The following is a 16,495-nucleotide window of genomic DNA, read 5'->3' on the forward strand; positions in this document are numbered from 1 at the left end:
GCAGTCCTCAGGATGGCATGACGGGCGCCGCAAAGGCCAGCCTCACATCAGCGAGGCATTGGGAATGTCGGTCACCAGCATGTGGCCCGGCGCATGGGTGATGCAGAACTCCGGCTTCACACGGGCAATCGCCGCCTGCGGCGTCACCCCGCAGGCCCAGAACACCGGCACCTCGCCTGCCTGCACGCTCACCGCATCGCCGTAATCGGGGCGGGAGAGATCGGCAATGCCGATCTGTGCCGGATCGCCGATATGGATCGGGGAGCCATGGGCAGCCGGCAGGCGCGAGGTGATTTCCACCGCCCGCACCGCATCCTTCGGGCTCATCGGCCGCATGGAGACCACCACGGGGCCGGAGAAGCGCCCGGCGGGAACCGTCTCGATGCTGGTGCGGAACATCGGCACGTTGCAGCCTTCCTCGATGTGGCGGATGCCGATGCCTGCCGCCAGCAGCGCCTCTTCAAAGGAGAAGGAGCAGCCGATAAGGAAGGACACCAGATCATTGCGCCACCAGTCCTCGACGCTCTGCGGCTCGGCCACCAGCTCCCCCTTCTGCCACACGCGGTAGCGCGGCAGGTCAGTGCGGATGTCGAGATTGCGGCCAAGGGCCGGGATCATCGGATCGCCGGTTTCCGACACGCCGACCAGCGGGCAAGGCTTCGGGTTGCGCTGGCAGAACAGGAGGAAGTCATAGGCCAGATCCTGCGGCAGGATGGCGAGATTGGCCTGAATGAACCCCGGTGCCAGATTGGCAGTCGGGCCGCACAGGGCACCCGTGCGGGCGGCCTGCCGGACATCGAAGGGGCTGGTGAGAAGGCTGGTTGCGGTCATGCCGGTATCAATCGGTTAGGCGGTTATGGCGGCAAGCGCCGCCTCGATGGAAAGGCCGAGGGCCAGGATCTTGCGGTCCTGCATCTGCGTGCCGGCAATCATCAGCCCCACCGGGGCTTCACCGGCCGCATGGCACGGCACCGACAGGGCACAGCCATCGAGGAAGTTGATCATCGTCGGGTTGCGCAGGATCAGGCCGTTGGCCGCAAAGAAAGCCGCGTCATCGGCCTCAAGCGGGGCAATCTCCGGCGCGATCACCGGCACGCTGGGCAGGATCATGGCATCGAACGGGGCGACGCGGGCCTCGACGGCGGCCTGCCAGGCCTTGCGGCTGGCGAGCGTGTCCAGATAATCCGCCGCCGAAATCTCCCGCCCGCGCAGGATGCGCTGACGCACCCGCTGGTCATAGCTGTCACCCGCCTTTTCGAGCAGCGCCCGGTGCCAGTGCCAGGCTTCGGCGGCGATCAGCCCACCCTTGGCGTTGATCGTGGCAAGCTGCGCGAACTCGGGGATCTCGATTTCCGTGATCAGTGCACCAGCCGCTTCCAGCAGCTTGCGGGCGCGGGTAAAGGCAGCGCTGACGGTTTCGTCCATGTCCGACAGCACGACCGTGGTGGGGACGGCAAGGCGGACCCCGGCGAGCGGCAACGCTTCACGCACATCCTCGCCGCTGCCGGAGAGCACCGCGTCGATGACGGCACAGCAGGCGACGCTGCGGGCAATCGGGCCGATGGAGTCGAGCGAGGTGGACAGTGGCACCACGCCTTCGGCAGGCACACGGCGGGCGGTCGGCTTGAAGCCGGTCAGCCCGCAAAGCGCCGCCGGAATGCGGATGGAGCCGCCGGTATCCGTGCCGATGGCAGCCAGCGCCATGCCATCGGTGACCGACACCGCAGCGCCGGAAGACGAGCCGCCGGGAATGCGCCCCGTGGCGCGGTCATAGGCATTGCGCGGCGTGCCGTAATGCGGGTTGATGCCAAGGCCGGAGAAGGCAAACTCGCTCATGTTGGTGGTGCCGGTGATGACGGCACCTGCCGCCACCAGCCGCGCCACCACGGGGCAGTCTGCGGTTTCAGCTTCGGCATCCTTGAGCGCGATGCTGCCGGCAAGCGACACTTCTCCGGCGATGCCGAAGAGATCCTTCACCGAGATGGGCAGCCCTTCGAGGGGCGAGCGCACATGTCCGGCAGCACGCACGGCATCCGAGGCCTCCGCCAGCTTGCGGGCGCGGGTATCATTGCGCCGCACGAAGGCACGCGCCCCTTCGCCTGCCGGGTCGTTGATGCGCGCCAGCGCCTCATCCGTCAGGCTGGTGGAGGTCACGGTTCCTTTCGCCAGAGCATCGGCTGCGGCGGCAAGGGTCAGGCGGGAGGTCTCGGGGTTTGTCATCAGGCGATTTCCGGCAAGGTTTCGATGGAATAGCTGTGCGCGATGGTCCTGTTCAAAACCGGATCATGCAACTCCATTCTGAAGGCTTTCGACGGACGGATGCCGCCGATGGCCCCAACCGTGCCGCAGACCATGCCGGAGCCCGGCTCCAGCATGTCGTTGCCGCCCGAATACCCGGCAATCAGATCCTGCGGGCTGCGCAGGGAGGCGAGCGTGCCTTCCTGATAAAGCACCTCGGCGCCGTTCTCCTCGATGAAGGAGCGGATTATCAGCTGGTCCCAGTGCGGGGCCACTTCAGCGAAGGGCCAGGCGCGGTCTGCTACCGGCTTGGCGCAGATCTGCTTGGACAGGGCGACGCTGTGGGATTCCAGCTTGCGGTCGGTGTGGTCGGAAGCGATGGAGACGAACAGCTCATCACCTGCACGGAACACGAAGGTTTCGACCTCACCCGAGGTCTCCTCGCCCACCACCTGGATGGTGTCCGCCTGCACCAGCGAATTGTCGGAGCAGCGGTAATAGAGCGGCACGGTGCTGGGGCGCGGCACGCCGATGGCAGCCAGTTCCTCGATGTGATGCTCGATGGCGTGGATGTCGCGCCCGGCCCAGCCGGCAACGATGAGGTCAGAGATGCTCACCTCAAGGCTCGACGGGGCCTTGAGGGTTTCAACGGTGAAGGACAGTTTCATGTGTCTTGTATCCGGATGGAATGGTCGAGTTACCGGGGGGCCGTCAGCCGGCCAGCCCCGGCAGGTAAAGGGCGATTGCGGGGAAGATGGCGAGCAGGACGATCAGCACGCCCATGGAGACGACGAACGGCAGGCTGCCGATGATCACCGGCCCCATGGAGCCGCTCTTGCGCAGGCTATGCACCACGAAGAGATTAAGCCCCACCGGCGGTGTGATCAGGGCCGCTTCCACCAGCACGATGATCAGGATGCCCACCCACAGCGGATCGAAGCCGAGGGCAAAGAGGATCGGCGTCACGATCGGGATGGTGGTGATCATGATCGACAGGGATTCCATGAAGCAGCCGAGGATCAGGTAGAAGATCACGACGACCGCAATCATCTGCATCGGCGACAGGCCAAGCCCCTTGATCGAATTGGTGATGGCATCGGTGATGCCGGCCGCCGACATGATGAAGTTGAGGAAGCCCGAGGCGATGATGATCAGGAGGATCATCGCCGAGGACTTCATCGTGCCCTCGATGGCGGTGGCCAGCATGGAGAGGGTCAGCCGGCGGAAACATGCGGCAAGGATCAGCGCTCCCAGCACGCCCAGCGCGGCGGCTTCCGTCGGGGTGGCGATGCCGGCATAGATGGAACCGACAACCAGCACGAAGATGGCCAAGGGCGGTGCCAGATGCACGAGGCTGGCAAAGCGTGCGCCCCAGGCGCCCTTCACCCGCTCCCCGCCCCAGCGCGGGACCAGAATGCAGCCGGCGATGATCGTCAGCATGAACAGGCCGGTGAGGAGGAGGCCCGGCAGAATGCCCGCGAGATAGAGCTTGGGCACGGACGTATTCGTCAGCACGCCGTAGAGCACCATGTTGATCGACGGCGGAATGAGAATGCCGAGCGTGCCACCAGCCGCAATGCTGCCGAGGAACAGGGGCTCGTTGTAGCCATAGCGGCGGATCTGCGGAATGGCGACGGTGCCGACCGTGGCAGCGGTGGCGACGCTGGAACCAGAGGTCGCGGCGAACAGGGCCGAAGCGCCGATATTGGCATGCATCAGGCCACCCGGCAGCCAGGAGAGCCACAGGCTCATGGCGCTGTACATGCGCTCGGCAAAACCGGCACGCAGCAGGATTTCCCCCAGCAGGATGAACAGCGGAATGGCGACGAGCAGAAACTCGTTGTTGGTGCTCCAGGCCATTTCGCCCATGGCCCGCGTCAGCGGCAGCATGGAATAGAGCGGGTCCAGAATGAGCCCCAGCACGCCCAGCGCCGCAGCGACGGGAACGGACAGGCCGATGAGGACCAGAAGAATGATGAGCGTTGTGGCGATCACTTGCGCTCTCCCTGAATGAGGCGTTCGCCCTGAGCCGCTTCTTCCTCGGCTTCTTCCTTGGTGGAGCGCATGCCGGCCACCAGCTTCACCGTCTCGAGGTCACCGGTGACGAGTGCGACGGAGGAGCGGATCAGCATCAGCGCGAGGATGAGGCACATGAAGACAAGGCCGCCGAACCACAGGCCCTGCGGCAGGGCGAGCGGCGTTCCGAGCGGGGTGTTGGCGCGCGAGCCGTAGATCCACGACTGGGCCACCACGTCATAGGCGTAGAAGGTGAGGTAGCCGATGAAGATGCCCATGCAGACCAGCGACAGCCAGTCGAGCAGCGCCGAAACGCGCACCGGCAGATGCTGGTAGAGCACATCCACCCGCACATTCGCCCGCTGCAGCACGCCATAGGCGAGCGACCAGGACGTGCTGATGGCAAAGGCATAGCTGGACAGTTCGTCCGAACCGCCGATGGTGATGCCGAACAGCTTGCGGACGATCACGTCATAGGAAATCAACAGGACGCTGGCGATGGTCAGCGCACCGCTCGCCAGCACGGCACAGCGCGCCGCGGTGTTGGCGAAGCGGTAGGCACCCGCAAGAACGGGAAGAGATCCGGAAAGGCCCATGTCTCACGGCTCCAATCAAAAAGGGACAGGGCGGAACCCCGGCTGCAGTGAGGCCCCGCCCTGTCAGTCTCACATTACTTGGCTGCGGTCAGGTTCATTTCCTTGCCAATGGTGGCATTGAAATCAGCAACGCAATCATCCGAGCAGCGGGCCGCCCACTGCGGCAGGATCTTGGTCTTCAGCGTCTCGGCCAGAAGCGCCTTGTCCTCATCGGACGGCACCACCAGCGTCATCTTGCCCTTCACCTCGAGGGTGCAGGCATCAGCGCCGGTGTTGCAGTCGAAGCCCTGCTGGGTCTGCTCATCGGCAGCGGCCCAGATGTCATCCATCAGGGTGTTCATGTTTTCCTGGATGAAGGCCTGCACCTTCGGGTCCAGCTTGTCCCAGGCGCCCTGGTTGACCGCATGGATCTGCTGGTTCCAGTTGATCGGCAGCGCCAGAAGGTGGGTGGAGACTTCATACCACTTGGCCGAATAGCCGGAGAGCGAACCGGTGATGGCGCAGTCCACCACCTTGTTCTGCAGGGCCGGAACCACTTCGCCGAAGGCCATGGTCACGCTCGCGCCGCCAAAGGCTTCCACGAACTCGGCCTGAGTGCGGCTGGAGGTGCGCACCTTCTTGCCGGCCAGATCCTTCAGGCTGTTGATCTCGGCGTTGCAGAACAGCACCTGCGCCGGATAGGTGGAGATGCCCAGCAGCTTCACGCGCGAGCCTTCGCCGTAGAACTTCTCATAGACCGGCTGGAAAGCGGCGGTCACCTTGCGGGCGGTTGCCACGTCAGGCGCCAGACCCGGCAGGTCGATGGCTTCGTTGATCGGGTTGTCCGAGGCGAAATAGGACAGGGTCGCGGTGCCGAATTCGATGGCTCCCTGGGACATCAGGCGCATCAGTTCCGGGCCCTTCACGCCCATCTCGTTGAAGCCCTTGATGGTGGCCGTCACCTGGCCGCCGGACTTCTCCGGGATCGTCTTTTCCCAGAACGGCTGCTCGAACTGCTGATAGGCCGTCAGGTTGCTGAGGCCGCCGACGACATGCAGCTCCGTCTTCGGCAGGTCCTGCGCGAAAGCGGAGAGCGAGGTGGAGGCGGCAAGGAATGCGGTCGTGAGGGTGAGGAGTTTCATGCTGCGGTCCCTTCTGCTGGATTTCGTCACAGCGCCGCACACAAGAAACAGCTGGCTTCACCGGAGATATAAAAACAGGGCACGCCTGTTCCGCTTCACCGGGTGCTTTACACGTCCAGTCCGTTCCCTTGCATGCAGCTTATAGCGCTGTCTTGTCCGCTATAGAACGATGACGGAAACCCGGCTGTCCAATCGTATGTTTGGAAGCGTGATATAAATTTTATTTATGTCTCGGCGTCAGTTCCAGGCACTTGCACAGTTTCTGTGCCTGCCTCCCCCGCAGCCACCTGCTGCGCCATGCGGGCAATCACCCGGGCGGCATAACTGTCCGGCCCGTCGATCCAGGTGGCGGTGAAATTCAGGTCCTGCAGCGGGTCCGCGACCACATCGAGGATTTCCAGCTCCCCGCGCTCCAGTTCGGCGCCAAGAAAGATCGGCGTGATCACCGCCGTGCCGATCCCGTCCTGAACCATGCGCACGATCATGGACAGGGACGCGCAGCCATACATGCGCGGAGACGGCACCCCTTCCCGCCGCAGCATGTCCCGCACCTGCCGGTAGGGCGCGCTGTTGGAGGCATAGGTGATGACCGGCAGGCGTGTGACCTGCTCCAGCGTCAAGGGCCGGGCTCCGAGGTCCAGCCCGGCCTTGGCGACCCAGGACAGGGGATAGGTGCAGAGCGGCCGGTTCTCCATCCGCGCCTCCAGCACCGGCCCCATCATGAAGGCGAGGTTGAGGCGGCGGCTCATCAGATGCGCCTTCAGCATCTCGCTGCTGTCCACCTCGATTTCCAGCGTCAGCGCCGGATAGGCGCTGTGCACCTCGGCAATGAGACGCGGCAGCCAGGTCTGGACGATGGTCTCCGCCACGCCGATGTGGAAACTGCCGCTCATGGTGGTCTGGTCGCGGGCGGCCTGGATGATGTCATTGCGCGCCTGCATCATCCGCTCGGCATGGGCGAGCAGCTCATGCCCCTTGGCGGTGAGGCGCACACCGCGTGCGGCGCGCTCGAACAGCCGCACGCCCAGCGCCCCTTCCAGCGAGGCAATGCGCTGCGAGACGGCAGGCTGGGTGGTGCCCAGCTTCTCGGACGCCGCCCGCAGGCTGCCGAGAGCCGCAGCCCAGAAGAAGGTTTCGATGTTGCGCAGATCAATCACGGCATGGCCCAGGACGGAGAGGAGTAGGGCATGATACTCCCTGCGCCCGTGCGATCCTACTGCGGATCCGGCAATTCCACCGTATGCGCCTGCCGCTCCAGCCGCTGCAGCCAGTGCGAGAGATCGGCCTCAGCCCGCTCCAGCGCCGTATGGTTGAGCAGCTTGCGCAGGAACGCCATGGTCACGGCACGGGCGCGCAGGTTGAAGGCGGCCTCCCCGCCGCCCGCACCATCCGGTGCGCTCTGGTAGACATCCAACTTCTCGTAAATGCTCTGCAGCCGGTTCTGCACGCTGCGCAGGGACAGGCGCCTGCGCCGGGCGATCATCCTGTCCGTCAGACCGAGGGCGATATCGACCAGCACCTCATATTCGGATTCGCTCAGGCCCTGCGCCGCGCTGCTGCCACGCTGCTGCAGGCCCCAGACCTCCCGGTCGATGACGATCTGCGCCTCGATGAAAATCGACCGCAGCGCGAGGCGCAACCGCTCCTCGGAGGCTGATTTGAGCACATAGCCATAAACCGCGCCCTTGGGCACGATCCGCGCAATGCCGCGCACATTGGCCTCATCCGCATAATTGGACCAGAACAGAATGCTTGTGCCGGGCCGCTCCTGCCAGATGGCCCGCGCCGCCTCGATGCCGTTGCGCGGGCTCATCTGCAGATCCATGACGATCCGCTCCACCTTGTGCTCGCGGGCCAGCTGCTCGCCGGACTGGCCATCGCCGGCCTCGATCACCTGCCCGCATTCCGGCAGGGCTGACAACACGGCCTCATGCAGATAGGCCCGGTGCAGGGCGTCATCCTCAACGATCAGCAGCTTCATGATGCTCCCCTTCGTGATCGCCCGTCTCTGCGGTCTCCCCGCTGCTGACTTGCGGCACCGGCGGCAAGGGCAGGATGACACGCACATAACTGCCCCTGCTGCCCGACCCGCAACTGAAACTGGCTGCGATCAGGCTCGCCCGTGTCTGCATGTTGCCAATGCCAGTTCCCTTGTTCAGGCGCCCCGCCTTGAGGCCAATCCCGGTGTCGGATACTTCCAGATAGAGCTGTGCCTTCTCCTGCCAGATCCGGACCGTGATACGGCTGGCCTGCGAGTGGCGCACCGCATTGTTGATGGCCTCCTGCGCGATCCGGTAGAGCGCAAGGCTGACAGGCGGCGGCAGCGAGGCCAGTGCGCCGCCAGTCGCATCCTCCATGGCCCAGCGGATCGACAGGCCGCTGTCACGCACGGCCCGGCCGAGATGGGTTTCGATCGCTTCCGCCAGACCAAACAGCTGCAGCACCGAGGGCCGTGCCTGCTCGATGATCTGCCGCAGCTCCTGCATCGACTGCTGCAGGCTGAGGCTCAGCGGCTCCAGCATCGCTCCGGACACGGGTCCCGACAGGCTGAGCCGCTCAAGCCGGCGGGCAATGCGCGTGAGATCGGCCAGCGTCTGGTCATGCAGCTCCATGCCGATGCGCTGGCGCTCGGCGTCCAGCTCTTCGGTCAGCTGCCTTGCCCCCTGCCGCAGCGTCTCTTCCCGCACACGGGCCTCTGCCTCGATGATGGCAAGCTTGCGCGCCTCTTCGGAAGCCCGCAGGGCATAGAAATAGGGGGCGATCAGATCCGCAATCAGGCAGGCGCGGTCCAGATCCTCCTGCGTGTAAACATCCGCCTCCAGCCGTGAGCAGGACAGAACGCCAATGGTCTCGCCATGCACCTTCAGCGCCGCATGCAGACGCGCCCGCAGCCGGTGCTCGAGGATGGGCGCGGCAAAGGCGCCCTCGAAATGAAAGCGCGGATCGGTGCAGGCATCGCCCGTCAGCATCGTGTCGAAGGCGCCCTCCAGCATGTCGCGCAAGGGGCTGAAGCGGATGCTCGCCGGCGGCCTGCGGCTCCAGTCGGTCGCAAGGCCGCTTTCATAGGCGATGTGGAATGTACTGCCCGGCGAAATGATGCAGACATCCATATGGTCGTGCGGGATGACGGCCTTGATTTCCTTGGCCACCGCATCTATCGCTGACTGGAAGTCCAGCCGTCCGGCCAGAAGCCGCGAAATGCGCACATACTGCGCCAGCTGGGCTGCCGATTGAAGATCCGGCATCTTGTCCTCCCGGCGGCCCTCCCCGGCCTGCCCGTCTCCCACCATAGCCATGCAGGCCCCCGGTTCGTCCTGCGGATTCCCGCAAATGATATGCGGTTTCCCGCAAGTCCGCTTCACCCATCCGCCTGTACAGCCATTTTCATTTCCGGCATCCTTCTTGCCGCTGGACAGGTTTTCCAGAAACAAAATTTCCGGCACGGGCTGTTGAGGAGCGGCCCCGGAAATTGCCTGATACGGCTCCAGGGAGTGAGACAATGACATTCAGGACATTCATCATGGCCTCCGTGGCCGTGACATGCGCGGCCATGCCCATGGCGTCACACGCGGACACCTCGGACAAGAAGATCGCCCTGTCGAACAACTACGCAGGCAACTCCTGGCGTCAGGCGATGCTGACGAGCTGGGAAAAGGTCACCTCCGAAGCCGTGAAGGCCGGTGTTGTTGCCGCTGCCGATCCGTTCACCACCGCCGAGAACCAGGCAACCGAACAGGCCGCGCAGATCCAGAACATGATCCTGCAGGGCTATGATGCCATCGTCCTCAACGCTGCCTCCCCGACCGCCCTTAACGGTGCGGTGAAGGAAGCCTGCGATGCCGGCATCATCGTTGTTTCCTTCGACGGCATTGTCACCGAGCCCTGCGCCTGGCGCATCGCCGTCGACTTCAAGGAAATGGGCCGCGGTCAGGTGGAATATCTGTCCAAGCGCATGCCCGATGGCGGCAACCTGCTGGAGATTCGCGGCCTTGCCGGTGTCTTCGTCGATGACGAAATCTCGGCGGGCATTCATGAGGGCGTGAAGCAGTTCCCGCAGTTCAAGATTGCCGGCTCCGTGCATGGCGACTGGGCGCAGGACGTGGCGCAGCGCGCCGTTGCAGGCATTCTGCCGAGCCTGCCGGAAATCGCCGCCGTCGTCACTCAGGGCGGCGACGGCTATGGCGCAGCTCAGGCCTTCGAGGCCGCAGGCCGCCCGACGCCGGTGATCATCATGGGCAACCGCGAAGACGAGCTGCAGTGGTGGAAGAAGCAGAAGGACGCCTCCGGTTACGAGACCATGTCCGTCTCCATCGCCCCCGGCGTCTCCACCCTCGCCTTCTGGGTCGCCCAGCAGATCCTCGACGGCAAGGACGTGAAGAAGGATCTCGTCGTTCCCTTCCTCAGCATCAGCCAGGACACGCTGGAAGAGAGCCTTGCCACCACCCAGAAGGGCGGCGTTGCCAACGTGGAATATTCGCTGGAAGACGCGCAGGCCGTGATCGCGGCAGCCAAGTAACGCCAAGGCCCTGAGATGCTGATGCATCAAGTGACCTGCTCAAGCGCCGCACGGGCTTGAGCAGCGCTTCCCCTGCCGCCGCCCATTCTGCAAGGGCCATGCGGCGGCAGGGCTGTCTTTTCCCGAGTTTCAGGACGGTTCAAACAAGCATGACCGGAAACAGCCTGGTGGCGCGCGTAAGCGGCGTAAGGGTCCAGTTCGGAGCCGTCACGGCACTGGATGGTGCCGGCCTCGACATCTGCGCAGGTGAGGCCATCGGCCTCGTCGGTCACAATGGTGCGGGCAAATCCACCATCGTCAACGTGATCAATGGCTCGCTGACACCGCAGGAAGGCACGGTGGAACGGGGCGGCACGGCTCTGGAGGGCGTTGCGGGCGCGCGCGAGGCGGGTATCCGCTGCGTCTTTCAGGAACTCTCCCTCTGCCCCAATCTGACCATCGCCGAAAACGCCCGGCTGATGCATGCCGGGCTGAAGGGCATGGGCTGGCGGCGGCGCGCCGAAGGACTGATGCGGCGCCAGCTGGATGCCATCTTCCCCGGCAACCGCATCCCCACCGGGGCCACGGTCAGCAGCCTGTCCATCGCCGAACGGCAGATGGTGGAAATCGCCCTGAACTTTCTTGCCGTGACGGGCAAGCCAAGGCTCGTCATTCTCGACGAGCCGACGTCCTCGCTCGACGCCGGACTTGCCGAACAGCTTCTGGCCTATCTGAAAACCTACGTTTCAGAAGGCGGATCCATTCTTTTCATTTCACATATTCTGGGCGAGATCCTGTCCCTGTCGAGTCGCATCGTGGTGATGAAGGATGGCCGCGTGACTGCATCCCGGCCTGCGGAGCAGTTTACCGCGCGCAGCCTTGTGGAGGCCATGGGCAGCGTGGTGCGCGACAGCCAGGCCGCAGGCTCAGCCCCCCGCAAAGGTGATGCCCCCATCGTGCTCAGCCACCGCCCGAAGGATGGCAGCCCCGCTTTCGAGGCGCGCAAGGGCGAGATCATCGGCCTTGCCGGCCTCGCCGGCCACGGCCAGACGCGGATGCTGCTGGCGCTCTATGAGGCGCAGCGCAGCAACTGGCTGCCGTCGTTCCGGGACAGGATCGCCTTTGTTGCAGGCGACCGCTCGCTCAATGGCACGTTTCCGCTGTGGAGCATCCTGCGCAATCTCACCATCAGCAGCCTGCCCGGCCTCTCCCGCCTCACCGCCATCAGTGCCACCCGCGAGGCCGCGCTCGGGGCCGAGTGGAAGCAGCATATGGCGGTGCGCACGCCGGACATGGGCAATCCCATCCTGTCACTCTCCGGCGGCAACCAGCAGAAGGTGCTGTTTGCGCGGGCGCTCAGCACCGCGGCTGACGTGGTGCTGATGGATGACCCGATGCGCGGCGTCGATATCGGCACCAAGCAGGATGTCTATGCCATCCTGCGCCGGGAGGCAGAAGCCGGGCGCACCTTCGTCTGGTATTCGACCGAGATGGACGAAATCTGCCTGTGCGACCGGGTCTATGTGTTCCGCGACGGGGTGATTGCGGCCGTCCTTGAGGGCAGTGACATCTCGGAAGACAATGTGCTTGCCGCGTCCTTCTCCGGAGAAACCGCATGAAGATCTCCTCCGCCGAAGCCCTGCGGCTGCTCATTCCGACCGTCTCACTGGCCGTGCTGCTGGCTGCCGTCTTCTACCTGCAGCCGCGTGCCATGAGCTACACCGGCCTCAACCTGCTGTTCAATCTGGCGGTGCCCATCGCCCTTGCCACCATTGCGCAGATGATCATCATGGCGGTGAACGACCTCGATCTGTCGATCGGCACCTTCGTCAGCTTCGCCGCCTGCGTCACCGCCGCCTTCATGCCCGAAGCGCCGCTGACCGCAGGCCTGATCCTTGGCGGCGCGGTCTGTGTCTATGCGCTGACAGGCTTCATCATCACCCTGCGTGATCTGCCCTCCATCGTCGTCACGCTCGGCATGAGTTTCGTCTGGGGCGGGCTTGCCGTGCTGATCCTGCCCGCACCGGGCGGCTCCGCGCCGGAGTGGCTGCGCGGGCTGATGACGGCCAAGCCGCCTTTCGTGCCCATGGCCATCATTGCAAGCCTGGCCGTCGCGGCGCTGGCGCATGTCATCGTCATGCGCTCCACCTTCGGCGTCGCCATCCGGGGTGTTGGTGGCAACAGCCGGTCCGTCGCCCGGGCCGGATGGTCTGTGCTGCGGCTGAAGGCCGGGGCTTATGCGCTTGCCGCGGTCTTCGCTATTCTGGCAGGCATGGCGCTTGTCGGCCTCACCACGTCAGCCGATGCCAATATCGCCCTGCGCTATACGCTGCTGTCCATCGCCGGGGTGATCCTGGGCGGCGGCGAATTCACCGGCGGACGCGTGTCGCCCATCGGCGCGGTCATCGGCGCGCTGACACTGACGCTCGCAGGCTCGTTCCTCTCCTTCCTGCGCATCTCGCCTGACTGGCAGATCGGCGCACAGGGCGCGATCCTGATCATCGTGCTGGGCCTGCGCCTTCTCTTCAACGCCCGCCAGAACGGCGGCAAAACCGGAGGCGCCCGGACATGAGCCAGCCTGCCAGTCCCGCCCGCACCGCATGGACGCCGGCCAGCCTCCTGCGCCCATGGATCTGGTCCTTCGCCGCCGCCTTCCTGACCTGGGCCACCACCCTCGCCTTCACCGGCGGCGCGGGCGTGGGCGGGCTCAGTCAGGCCGCCCTCACCTTCGCGGCCTTCTCTGTGATTGCCGGTCTCGGGCAGATGTTCGTTATCACCCTTGGACCGGGCAATGTGGACCTTTCCGTCCCCGCCACCATCACGCTCGCTGGAACCGTGTCCATGAAGATCATGGATGGACAGGATTCCCTGGTTCTGGCCGGTCTTCTGGCAGCAATCCTTGTTGGCATCGCCATCGGCATTGCCAACTACGCCCTGATCAAGCTGCTGCGCATTCCCCCGATCATCGCCACCTTGTCGATGAGCTTCATCGCCCAGTCGGCGGCCATCTGGTACAATCGCGGCATCCGCATCAAGCCGCCGGAACTGCTGGCGCAATTTGCCACCGGCACCACATCCGGCATTCCCAACATGGCACTGGCGGCGCTGGCGCTCACCCTGCCCGCCTGGTGGCTGCTGGAGCGCACGCTCTACGGCCGCTGGATCTCGGCCATCGGCCAGAGTTCCTTTGCCGCGCGCATGGCCGGAATTCCCGTCGATGGCACCCGCTTCGTCACCTATGTGCTCTGTGCGGTGCTGGCCTCGGTCTGCGGCTATCTGCTGGCAAGCTTCTCCGGCGGGGCGGCGCTCAACATGGGCGCGGAATATCTGCTGGCCTCGATTGCCGTGGTGGTGATCGGCGGCTCGGCCGTGGCAGGCGGCAACTCCAATGTGCCGGGCATCTGGGGCGCATCGCTCTTCATGTTCCTGGTGGTGTCGATGCTCAACACCTACGGCTTTGGCGCAGGCCCGCGTCTTGTCCTCACCGGCCTCATCATCATCGCCGTCATCATCGCCGCCAGCCGCCCTGCGGCGGGGCGCTGACAGGTCCCATGCAACGGAAGATCCAGACCATGACCTCTCCTTACGAGATCATCGACCCGCGGTTCCGCAACCTGATCGTCCCCAGCGCCGCGCTTGAAGAGCTTTTCAGCGGCTGCCGCTGGGCGGAAGGACCGGTCTGGTTTGCCGATCTCGGCTGCCTCCTGTTCAGCGACATCCCGAACGAGCGGATGCTGCGCTATGTGCCCGAACCGGGCGCGCAGGCCGGAACAGGCTCAAACCCGGGCGCCGCAATTTCCGTCTTCCGGGCTCCTTCCGGTTTTGCAAATGGCAACACCCGCGACCGCGAGGGCCGGCTGGTGACCTGTGAACATGGGGAGCGCCGCGTCACCCGCACCGAAGCCGATGGCAGCCTCACGGTTCTGGCCAGCCAATTCGAGGGCAAGCGGCTGAACTCGCCCAATGATGTGGTTGTGAAATCAGACGGCAGCATCTGGTTCTCAGATCCCACCTACGGCATCCTGTCCGACTACGAGGGCTACAAGGCCGAGCCCGAACAGGCGGCGCGGCGGGTCTACCGGATAGATCCGCAGACCGGTGAGGTCAGCGCCGTGGTGGATGATTTCACCCAGCCCAACGGCCTGGCCTTTTCACCGGACGAGCGGCGGCTCTACATCGCCGAATCCGGGGCAAGCCACGATGCCTCCGTGCCGAGCCAGATCCGCGTCTTTGACGTGGTGGACGGGCGCAGGCTGGAGAATGGCCGCGTTTTCTGCAAGCTGGACTGCGGCCTGCCGGACGGTTTCCGCCTCGATACGGATGGCAATCTCTGGACCAGCGCCGGAGACGGCGTGCACTGTTTCGCCCCCGACGGCACTCTGCTGGGCAAGATCCGGGTGCCGCAGACGGTTGCCAACCTCACCTTCGGAGGGCCGCGCCGCAACCGGCTGTTCATCACGGCAACCCGCTCGCTTTACGCCGTCCATGTCACGGCGACCGGGGTGCAGATGCCCTGACGCGGGCTGTGTCCGCCGCTCTCCCCGCCCCTTCTCCCGGGTCATGAAAAAACCGCATCGCAGGGGGCGATGCGGTTCTGGAGGTTGGGGGGCACGCTGTAAAACCGCGTGTCCCTCTGCTGCAGGTTACTTCGTCAGCTTATCGGTGATCTGCTTGAACAGAGCCAGATTGGGTTCGTCATGACCAACCGGGTCCGGCGAAGCGGTCGCCTTCATGATGACCAGATTGTTGGTGGGATCGACGTAGATATACTGGTGGAACAGGCCGAGAGCCGAATAGGCGTCGCTCTCCGGGAAGGTCCACCACTGGTACTGATAGCCCAGTTCTTCCTCCGGCCCGGCGGGCTCGTTGCCCTCGGACGGCACCGTGGCTTCCTTCACCCAGTCAGCCGAGACAACCTGCTTGCCGTTGGATTTGCCCTGATTGAGGAACATCAGGCCGAAACGGGCATGATCGCGGGCGGTGGCGGCAAGGCCTGCGCCGAAGAACTCGCGGCCAACGGAAGGCGGCCCGTCCATGATCCAGTAGGCGTCATTTGCCATACCGGCCGGCTTCCAGAGCTTTTCGGACATGTATTCGGCGCCGGTCTTGCCGACAGCCTTTTCGAGGATGCAGCCCAGCACGCTGGTGTCGAGCGTGGCGTAGTTGAAAGGCCGCTCCGCCGCATTGGCGCCCGGCTTGGATTCCTTGGCGGCATAGTCGCACCAGCGGTACTTGTAGCCAACGAGGGAATTGTCATGAACGGTGGTCAGCTGGGTGTCGCTGCCGAATTCATAGACCTCCAGCCAGTCCACGCCGGAGCGCATCTGCAGCAGGTCGCGGATGGTCGGCCCGTCATAGCCGCTGCCCTTCATCTCGGGCAGATAGTCGGTCACCTTGTCGTCGAGGCTCTTGATATGGCCATCGGCCAGCGCAAGGCCGATCAGCGTCGAGACATAGGACTTGGCGACCGAGAAGGTCAGAAAGCGGGTGTTCTCGTCGCTGCCATTGCGGTAGGTCTCGTAAACGAGGTTGCCGTCCTTCAGCACGACCAGTGCATTGGTGTGGGTCGCTTCAAGCGCACCTTCCAGATCCAGCTTGGCCTCTCCAATCGTGTACTCGCCCTCCAGCGAGACAGGCATGGACGGCAGCGGCTGCACTTGCGACCCTGCGGCAACGGTCCGGGTCGCGAACATCTGGTCCATGTGCTGGAATGTCAGGTAGTTCAGCGCCGGGTTCAGCATGTTGGCGCGGGCATTCACCATGGTCGGTGACAACCATTTCGCATCATTCTGGTCACTGGCCGATGCAGCCGCCGGAAGGCTCATCAAGGCCATGGCCAGTATTGCCGGGATTTTTTTGAATTCAGTTCGCGACACAAGCTTCCTCCCCTGGTCTGCCGCTCCGGGAACAGAAGCGGCACCGAACCCGCGCGTCTTCGCGCCTGCGGTTGTTCGTTTGGCCATTCAGGCATATTGGCAAAAATCAAAACAGACACATAATGTTGCCACCTGACAACCAAGAGAGTTCAC

15 protein-coding genes and 1 pseudogene are annotated in these 16,495 nt (G+C 64.4%); 6 read left to right on the forward strand and 10 right to left on the reverse strand.

Features of this window, described 5'->3' with window-relative positions:
* Positions 1-42 precede the first annotated feature (42 nt).
* The 9 genes from ACVNHC_RS05800 to ACVNHC_RS05840 all read right to left on the reverse strand — a co-directional run bounded on the left by ACVNHC_RS05800 (position 43) and on the right by ACVNHC_RS05840 (position 9,216).
* Entirely contained in the window at positions 43-831 is a 789-nt protein-coding gene (locus tag ACVNHC_RS05800) for a putative hydro-lyase (protein WP_457166704.1), read from the reverse strand.
* A gap of 15 nt (positions 832-846) precedes the next feature.
* On the reverse strand, positions 847-2,220 hold the full coding sequence (locus ACVNHC_RS05805) for an amidase (protein ID WP_457166705.1): 1,374 nt from the start codon (positions 2,218-2,220) through the stop codon (positions 847-849).
* Complete coding sequence (locus tag ACVNHC_RS05810; RefSeq protein WP_162544410.1) at positions 2,220-2,906, reverse strand: DUF2848 domain-containing protein; 687 nt, start codon at positions 2,904-2,906, stop codon at positions 2,220-2,222. The genes ACVNHC_RS05805 and ACVNHC_RS05810 overlap by 1 nt, the downstream gene beginning before the upstream one ends.
* A 43-nt stretch (positions 2,907-2,949) precedes the next feature.
* Positions 2,950-4,233 (reverse strand): TRAP transporter large permease, encoded by a 1,284-nt coding sequence (locus ACVNHC_RS05815; protein WP_050471740.1) that lies wholly within the window; start codon positions 4,231-4,233, stop codon positions 2,950-2,952.
* Entirely contained in the window at positions 4,230-4,850 is a 621-nt protein-coding gene (locus tag ACVNHC_RS05820; RefSeq protein WP_050471741.1) for a TRAP transporter small permease subunit, read from the reverse strand. Before ACVNHC_RS05820 ends, ACVNHC_RS05815 begins: the two co-directional genes overlap by 4 nt.
* 74 nt (positions 4,851-4,924) lie before the next feature.
* Positions 4,925-5,971, reverse strand: a complete 1,047-nt coding sequence (locus ACVNHC_RS05825; protein ID WP_050471742.1) for a TRAP transporter substrate-binding protein — start codon at positions 5,969-5,971, stop codon at positions 4,925-4,927.
* Between the two features lie 224 nt (positions 5,972-6,195).
* Entirely contained in the window at positions 6,196-7,128 is a 933-nt protein-coding gene (locus tag ACVNHC_RS05830) for a LysR family transcriptional regulator (RefSeq protein ID WP_457166706.1), read from the reverse strand.
* Positions 7,129-7,184: 56 nt separating this feature from the next.
* Positions 7,185-7,952, reverse strand: coding sequence for a response regulator transcription factor (locus ACVNHC_RS05835; RefSeq protein WP_050471744.1), 768 nt, complete (start codon positions 7,950-7,952; stop codon positions 7,185-7,187).
* Complete coding sequence (locus ACVNHC_RS05840) at positions 7,933-9,216, reverse strand: ATP-binding protein (protein ID WP_457166914.1); 1,284 nt, start codon at positions 9,214-9,216, stop codon at positions 7,933-7,935. Before ACVNHC_RS05840 ends, ACVNHC_RS05835 begins: the two co-directional genes overlap by 20 nt.
* 254 nt (positions 9,217-9,470) lie before the next feature.
* Here ACVNHC_RS05840 and ACVNHC_RS05845 point away from each other — a divergent pair, with 254 nt between their 5' ends.
* The 5 genes and pseudogenes from ACVNHC_RS05845 (at position 9,471) to ACVNHC_RS05865 (ending at position 14,983) form a co-directional block, all read left to right on the forward strand.
* Complete coding sequence (locus tag ACVNHC_RS05845; RefSeq protein WP_457166707.1) at positions 9,471-10,487, forward strand: substrate-binding domain-containing protein; 1,017 nt, start codon at positions 9,471-9,473, stop codon at positions 10,485-10,487.
* Between the two features lie 149 nt (positions 10,488-10,636).
* Positions 10,637-12,085: an ATP-binding cassette domain-containing protein gene (locus tag ACVNHC_RS05850; RefSeq protein ID WP_457166708.1), complete on the forward strand. Its 1,449-nt coding sequence runs from the start codon at positions 10,637-10,639 to the stop codon at positions 12,083-12,085.
* Positions 12,082-13,025 (forward strand): annotated as a pseudogene (locus ACVNHC_RS05855) (ABC transporter permease); the annotation flags it as partial. The gene ACVNHC_RS05850 and the pseudogene ACVNHC_RS05855, both read left to right, overlap by 4 nt.
* 9 nt (positions 13,026-13,034) lie before the next feature.
* Positions 13,035-14,009 carry an ABC transporter permease gene (locus ACVNHC_RS05860; protein ID WP_457166915.1) on the forward strand — a complete coding sequence of 325 codons (975 nt, stop codon included), beginning with the start codon at positions 13,035-13,037 and terminating at the stop codon, positions 14,007-14,009.
* Between the two features lie 8 nt (positions 14,010-14,017).
* Complete coding sequence (locus ACVNHC_RS05865) at positions 14,018-14,983, forward strand: SMP-30/gluconolactonase/LRE family protein (RefSeq protein WP_457166709.1); 966 nt, start codon at positions 14,018-14,020, stop codon at positions 14,981-14,983.
* A 126-nt stretch (positions 14,984-15,109) separates the two neighbouring features.
* Here ACVNHC_RS05865 and ACVNHC_RS05870 read toward each other — a convergent pair whose 3' ends face one another.
* Positions 15,110-16,228: a serine hydrolase domain-containing protein gene (locus ACVNHC_RS05870; RefSeq protein ID WP_457166710.1), complete on the reverse strand. Its 1,119-nt coding sequence runs from the start codon at positions 16,226-16,228 to the stop codon at positions 15,110-15,112.
* On the opposite strand from ACVNHC_RS05870, the gene ACVNHC_RS05875 reads away from it, so the two are divergent.
* Complete coding sequence (locus ACVNHC_RS05875) at positions 16,227-16,478, forward strand: hypothetical protein (protein WP_162544275.1); 252 nt, start codon at positions 16,227-16,229, stop codon at positions 16,476-16,478. The genes ACVNHC_RS05870 and ACVNHC_RS05875 overlap by 2 nt on opposite strands.
* The last annotated feature ends 17 nt before the right edge of the window (positions 16,479-16,495 follow it).

It is taken from the genome of Pannonibacter sp. Q-1 (genome assembly GCF_054073275.1).

What these genes read in the sequence shown, in the direction of transcription:
- ACVNHC_RS05865 (WP_457166709.1), top strand. Translation starts at nt 14,018, where the DNA reads ATGCAACGGAAGATCCAGACCATGACCTCTCCTTACGAGATCATCGAC.
- ACVNHC_RS05800 (WP_457166704.1), bottom strand. Translation starts at nt 831, where the DNA reads ATGACCGCAACCAGCCTTCTCACCAGCCCCTTCGATGTCCGGCAGGCC.
- ACVNHC_RS05810 (WP_162544410.1), bottom strand. Translation starts at nt 2,906, where the DNA reads ATGAAACTGTCCTTCACCGTTGAAACCCTCAAGGCCCCGTCGAGCCTT.
- ACVNHC_RS05840 (WP_457166914.1), bottom strand. Translation starts at nt 9,216, where the DNA reads ATGCCGGATCTTCAATCGGCAGCCCAGCTGGCGCAGTATGTGCGCATT.
- ACVNHC_RS05850 (WP_457166708.1), top strand. Translation starts at nt 10,637, where the DNA reads ATGACCGGAAACAGCCTGGTGGCGCGCGTAAGCGGCGTAAGGGTCCAG.
- ACVNHC_RS05875 (WP_162544275.1), top strand. Translation starts at nt 16,227, where the DNA reads ATGGTCGGTGACAACCATTTCGCATCATTCTGGTCACTGGCCGATGCA.
- ACVNHC_RS05845 (WP_457166707.1), top strand. Translation starts at nt 9,471, where the DNA reads ATGACATTCAGGACATTCATCATGGCCTCCGTGGCCGTGACATGCGCG.
- ACVNHC_RS05805 (WP_457166705.1), bottom strand. Translation starts at nt 2,220, where the DNA reads ATGACAAACCCCGAGACCTCCCGCCTGACCCTTGCCGCCGCAGCCGAT.
- ACVNHC_RS05870 (WP_457166710.1), bottom strand. Translation starts at nt 16,228, where the DNA reads ATGGTGAATGCCCGCGCCAACATGCTGAACCCGGCGCTGAACTACCTG.
- ACVNHC_RS05835 (WP_050471744.1), bottom strand. Translation starts at nt 7,952, where the DNA reads ATGAAGCTGCTGATCGTTGAGGATGACGCCCTGCACCGGGCCTATCTG.
- ACVNHC_RS05825 (WP_050471742.1), bottom strand. Translation starts at nt 5,971, where the DNA reads ATGAAACTCCTCACCCTCACGACCGCATTCCTTGCCGCCTCCACCTCG.
- ACVNHC_RS05860 (WP_457166915.1), top strand. Translation starts at nt 13,035, where the DNA reads ATGAGCCAGCCTGCCAGTCCCGCCCGCACCGCATGGACGCCGGCCAGC.
- ACVNHC_RS05820 (WP_050471741.1), bottom strand. Translation starts at nt 4,850, where the DNA reads ATGGGCCTTTCCGGATCTCTTCCCGTTCTTGCGGGTGCCTACCGCTTC.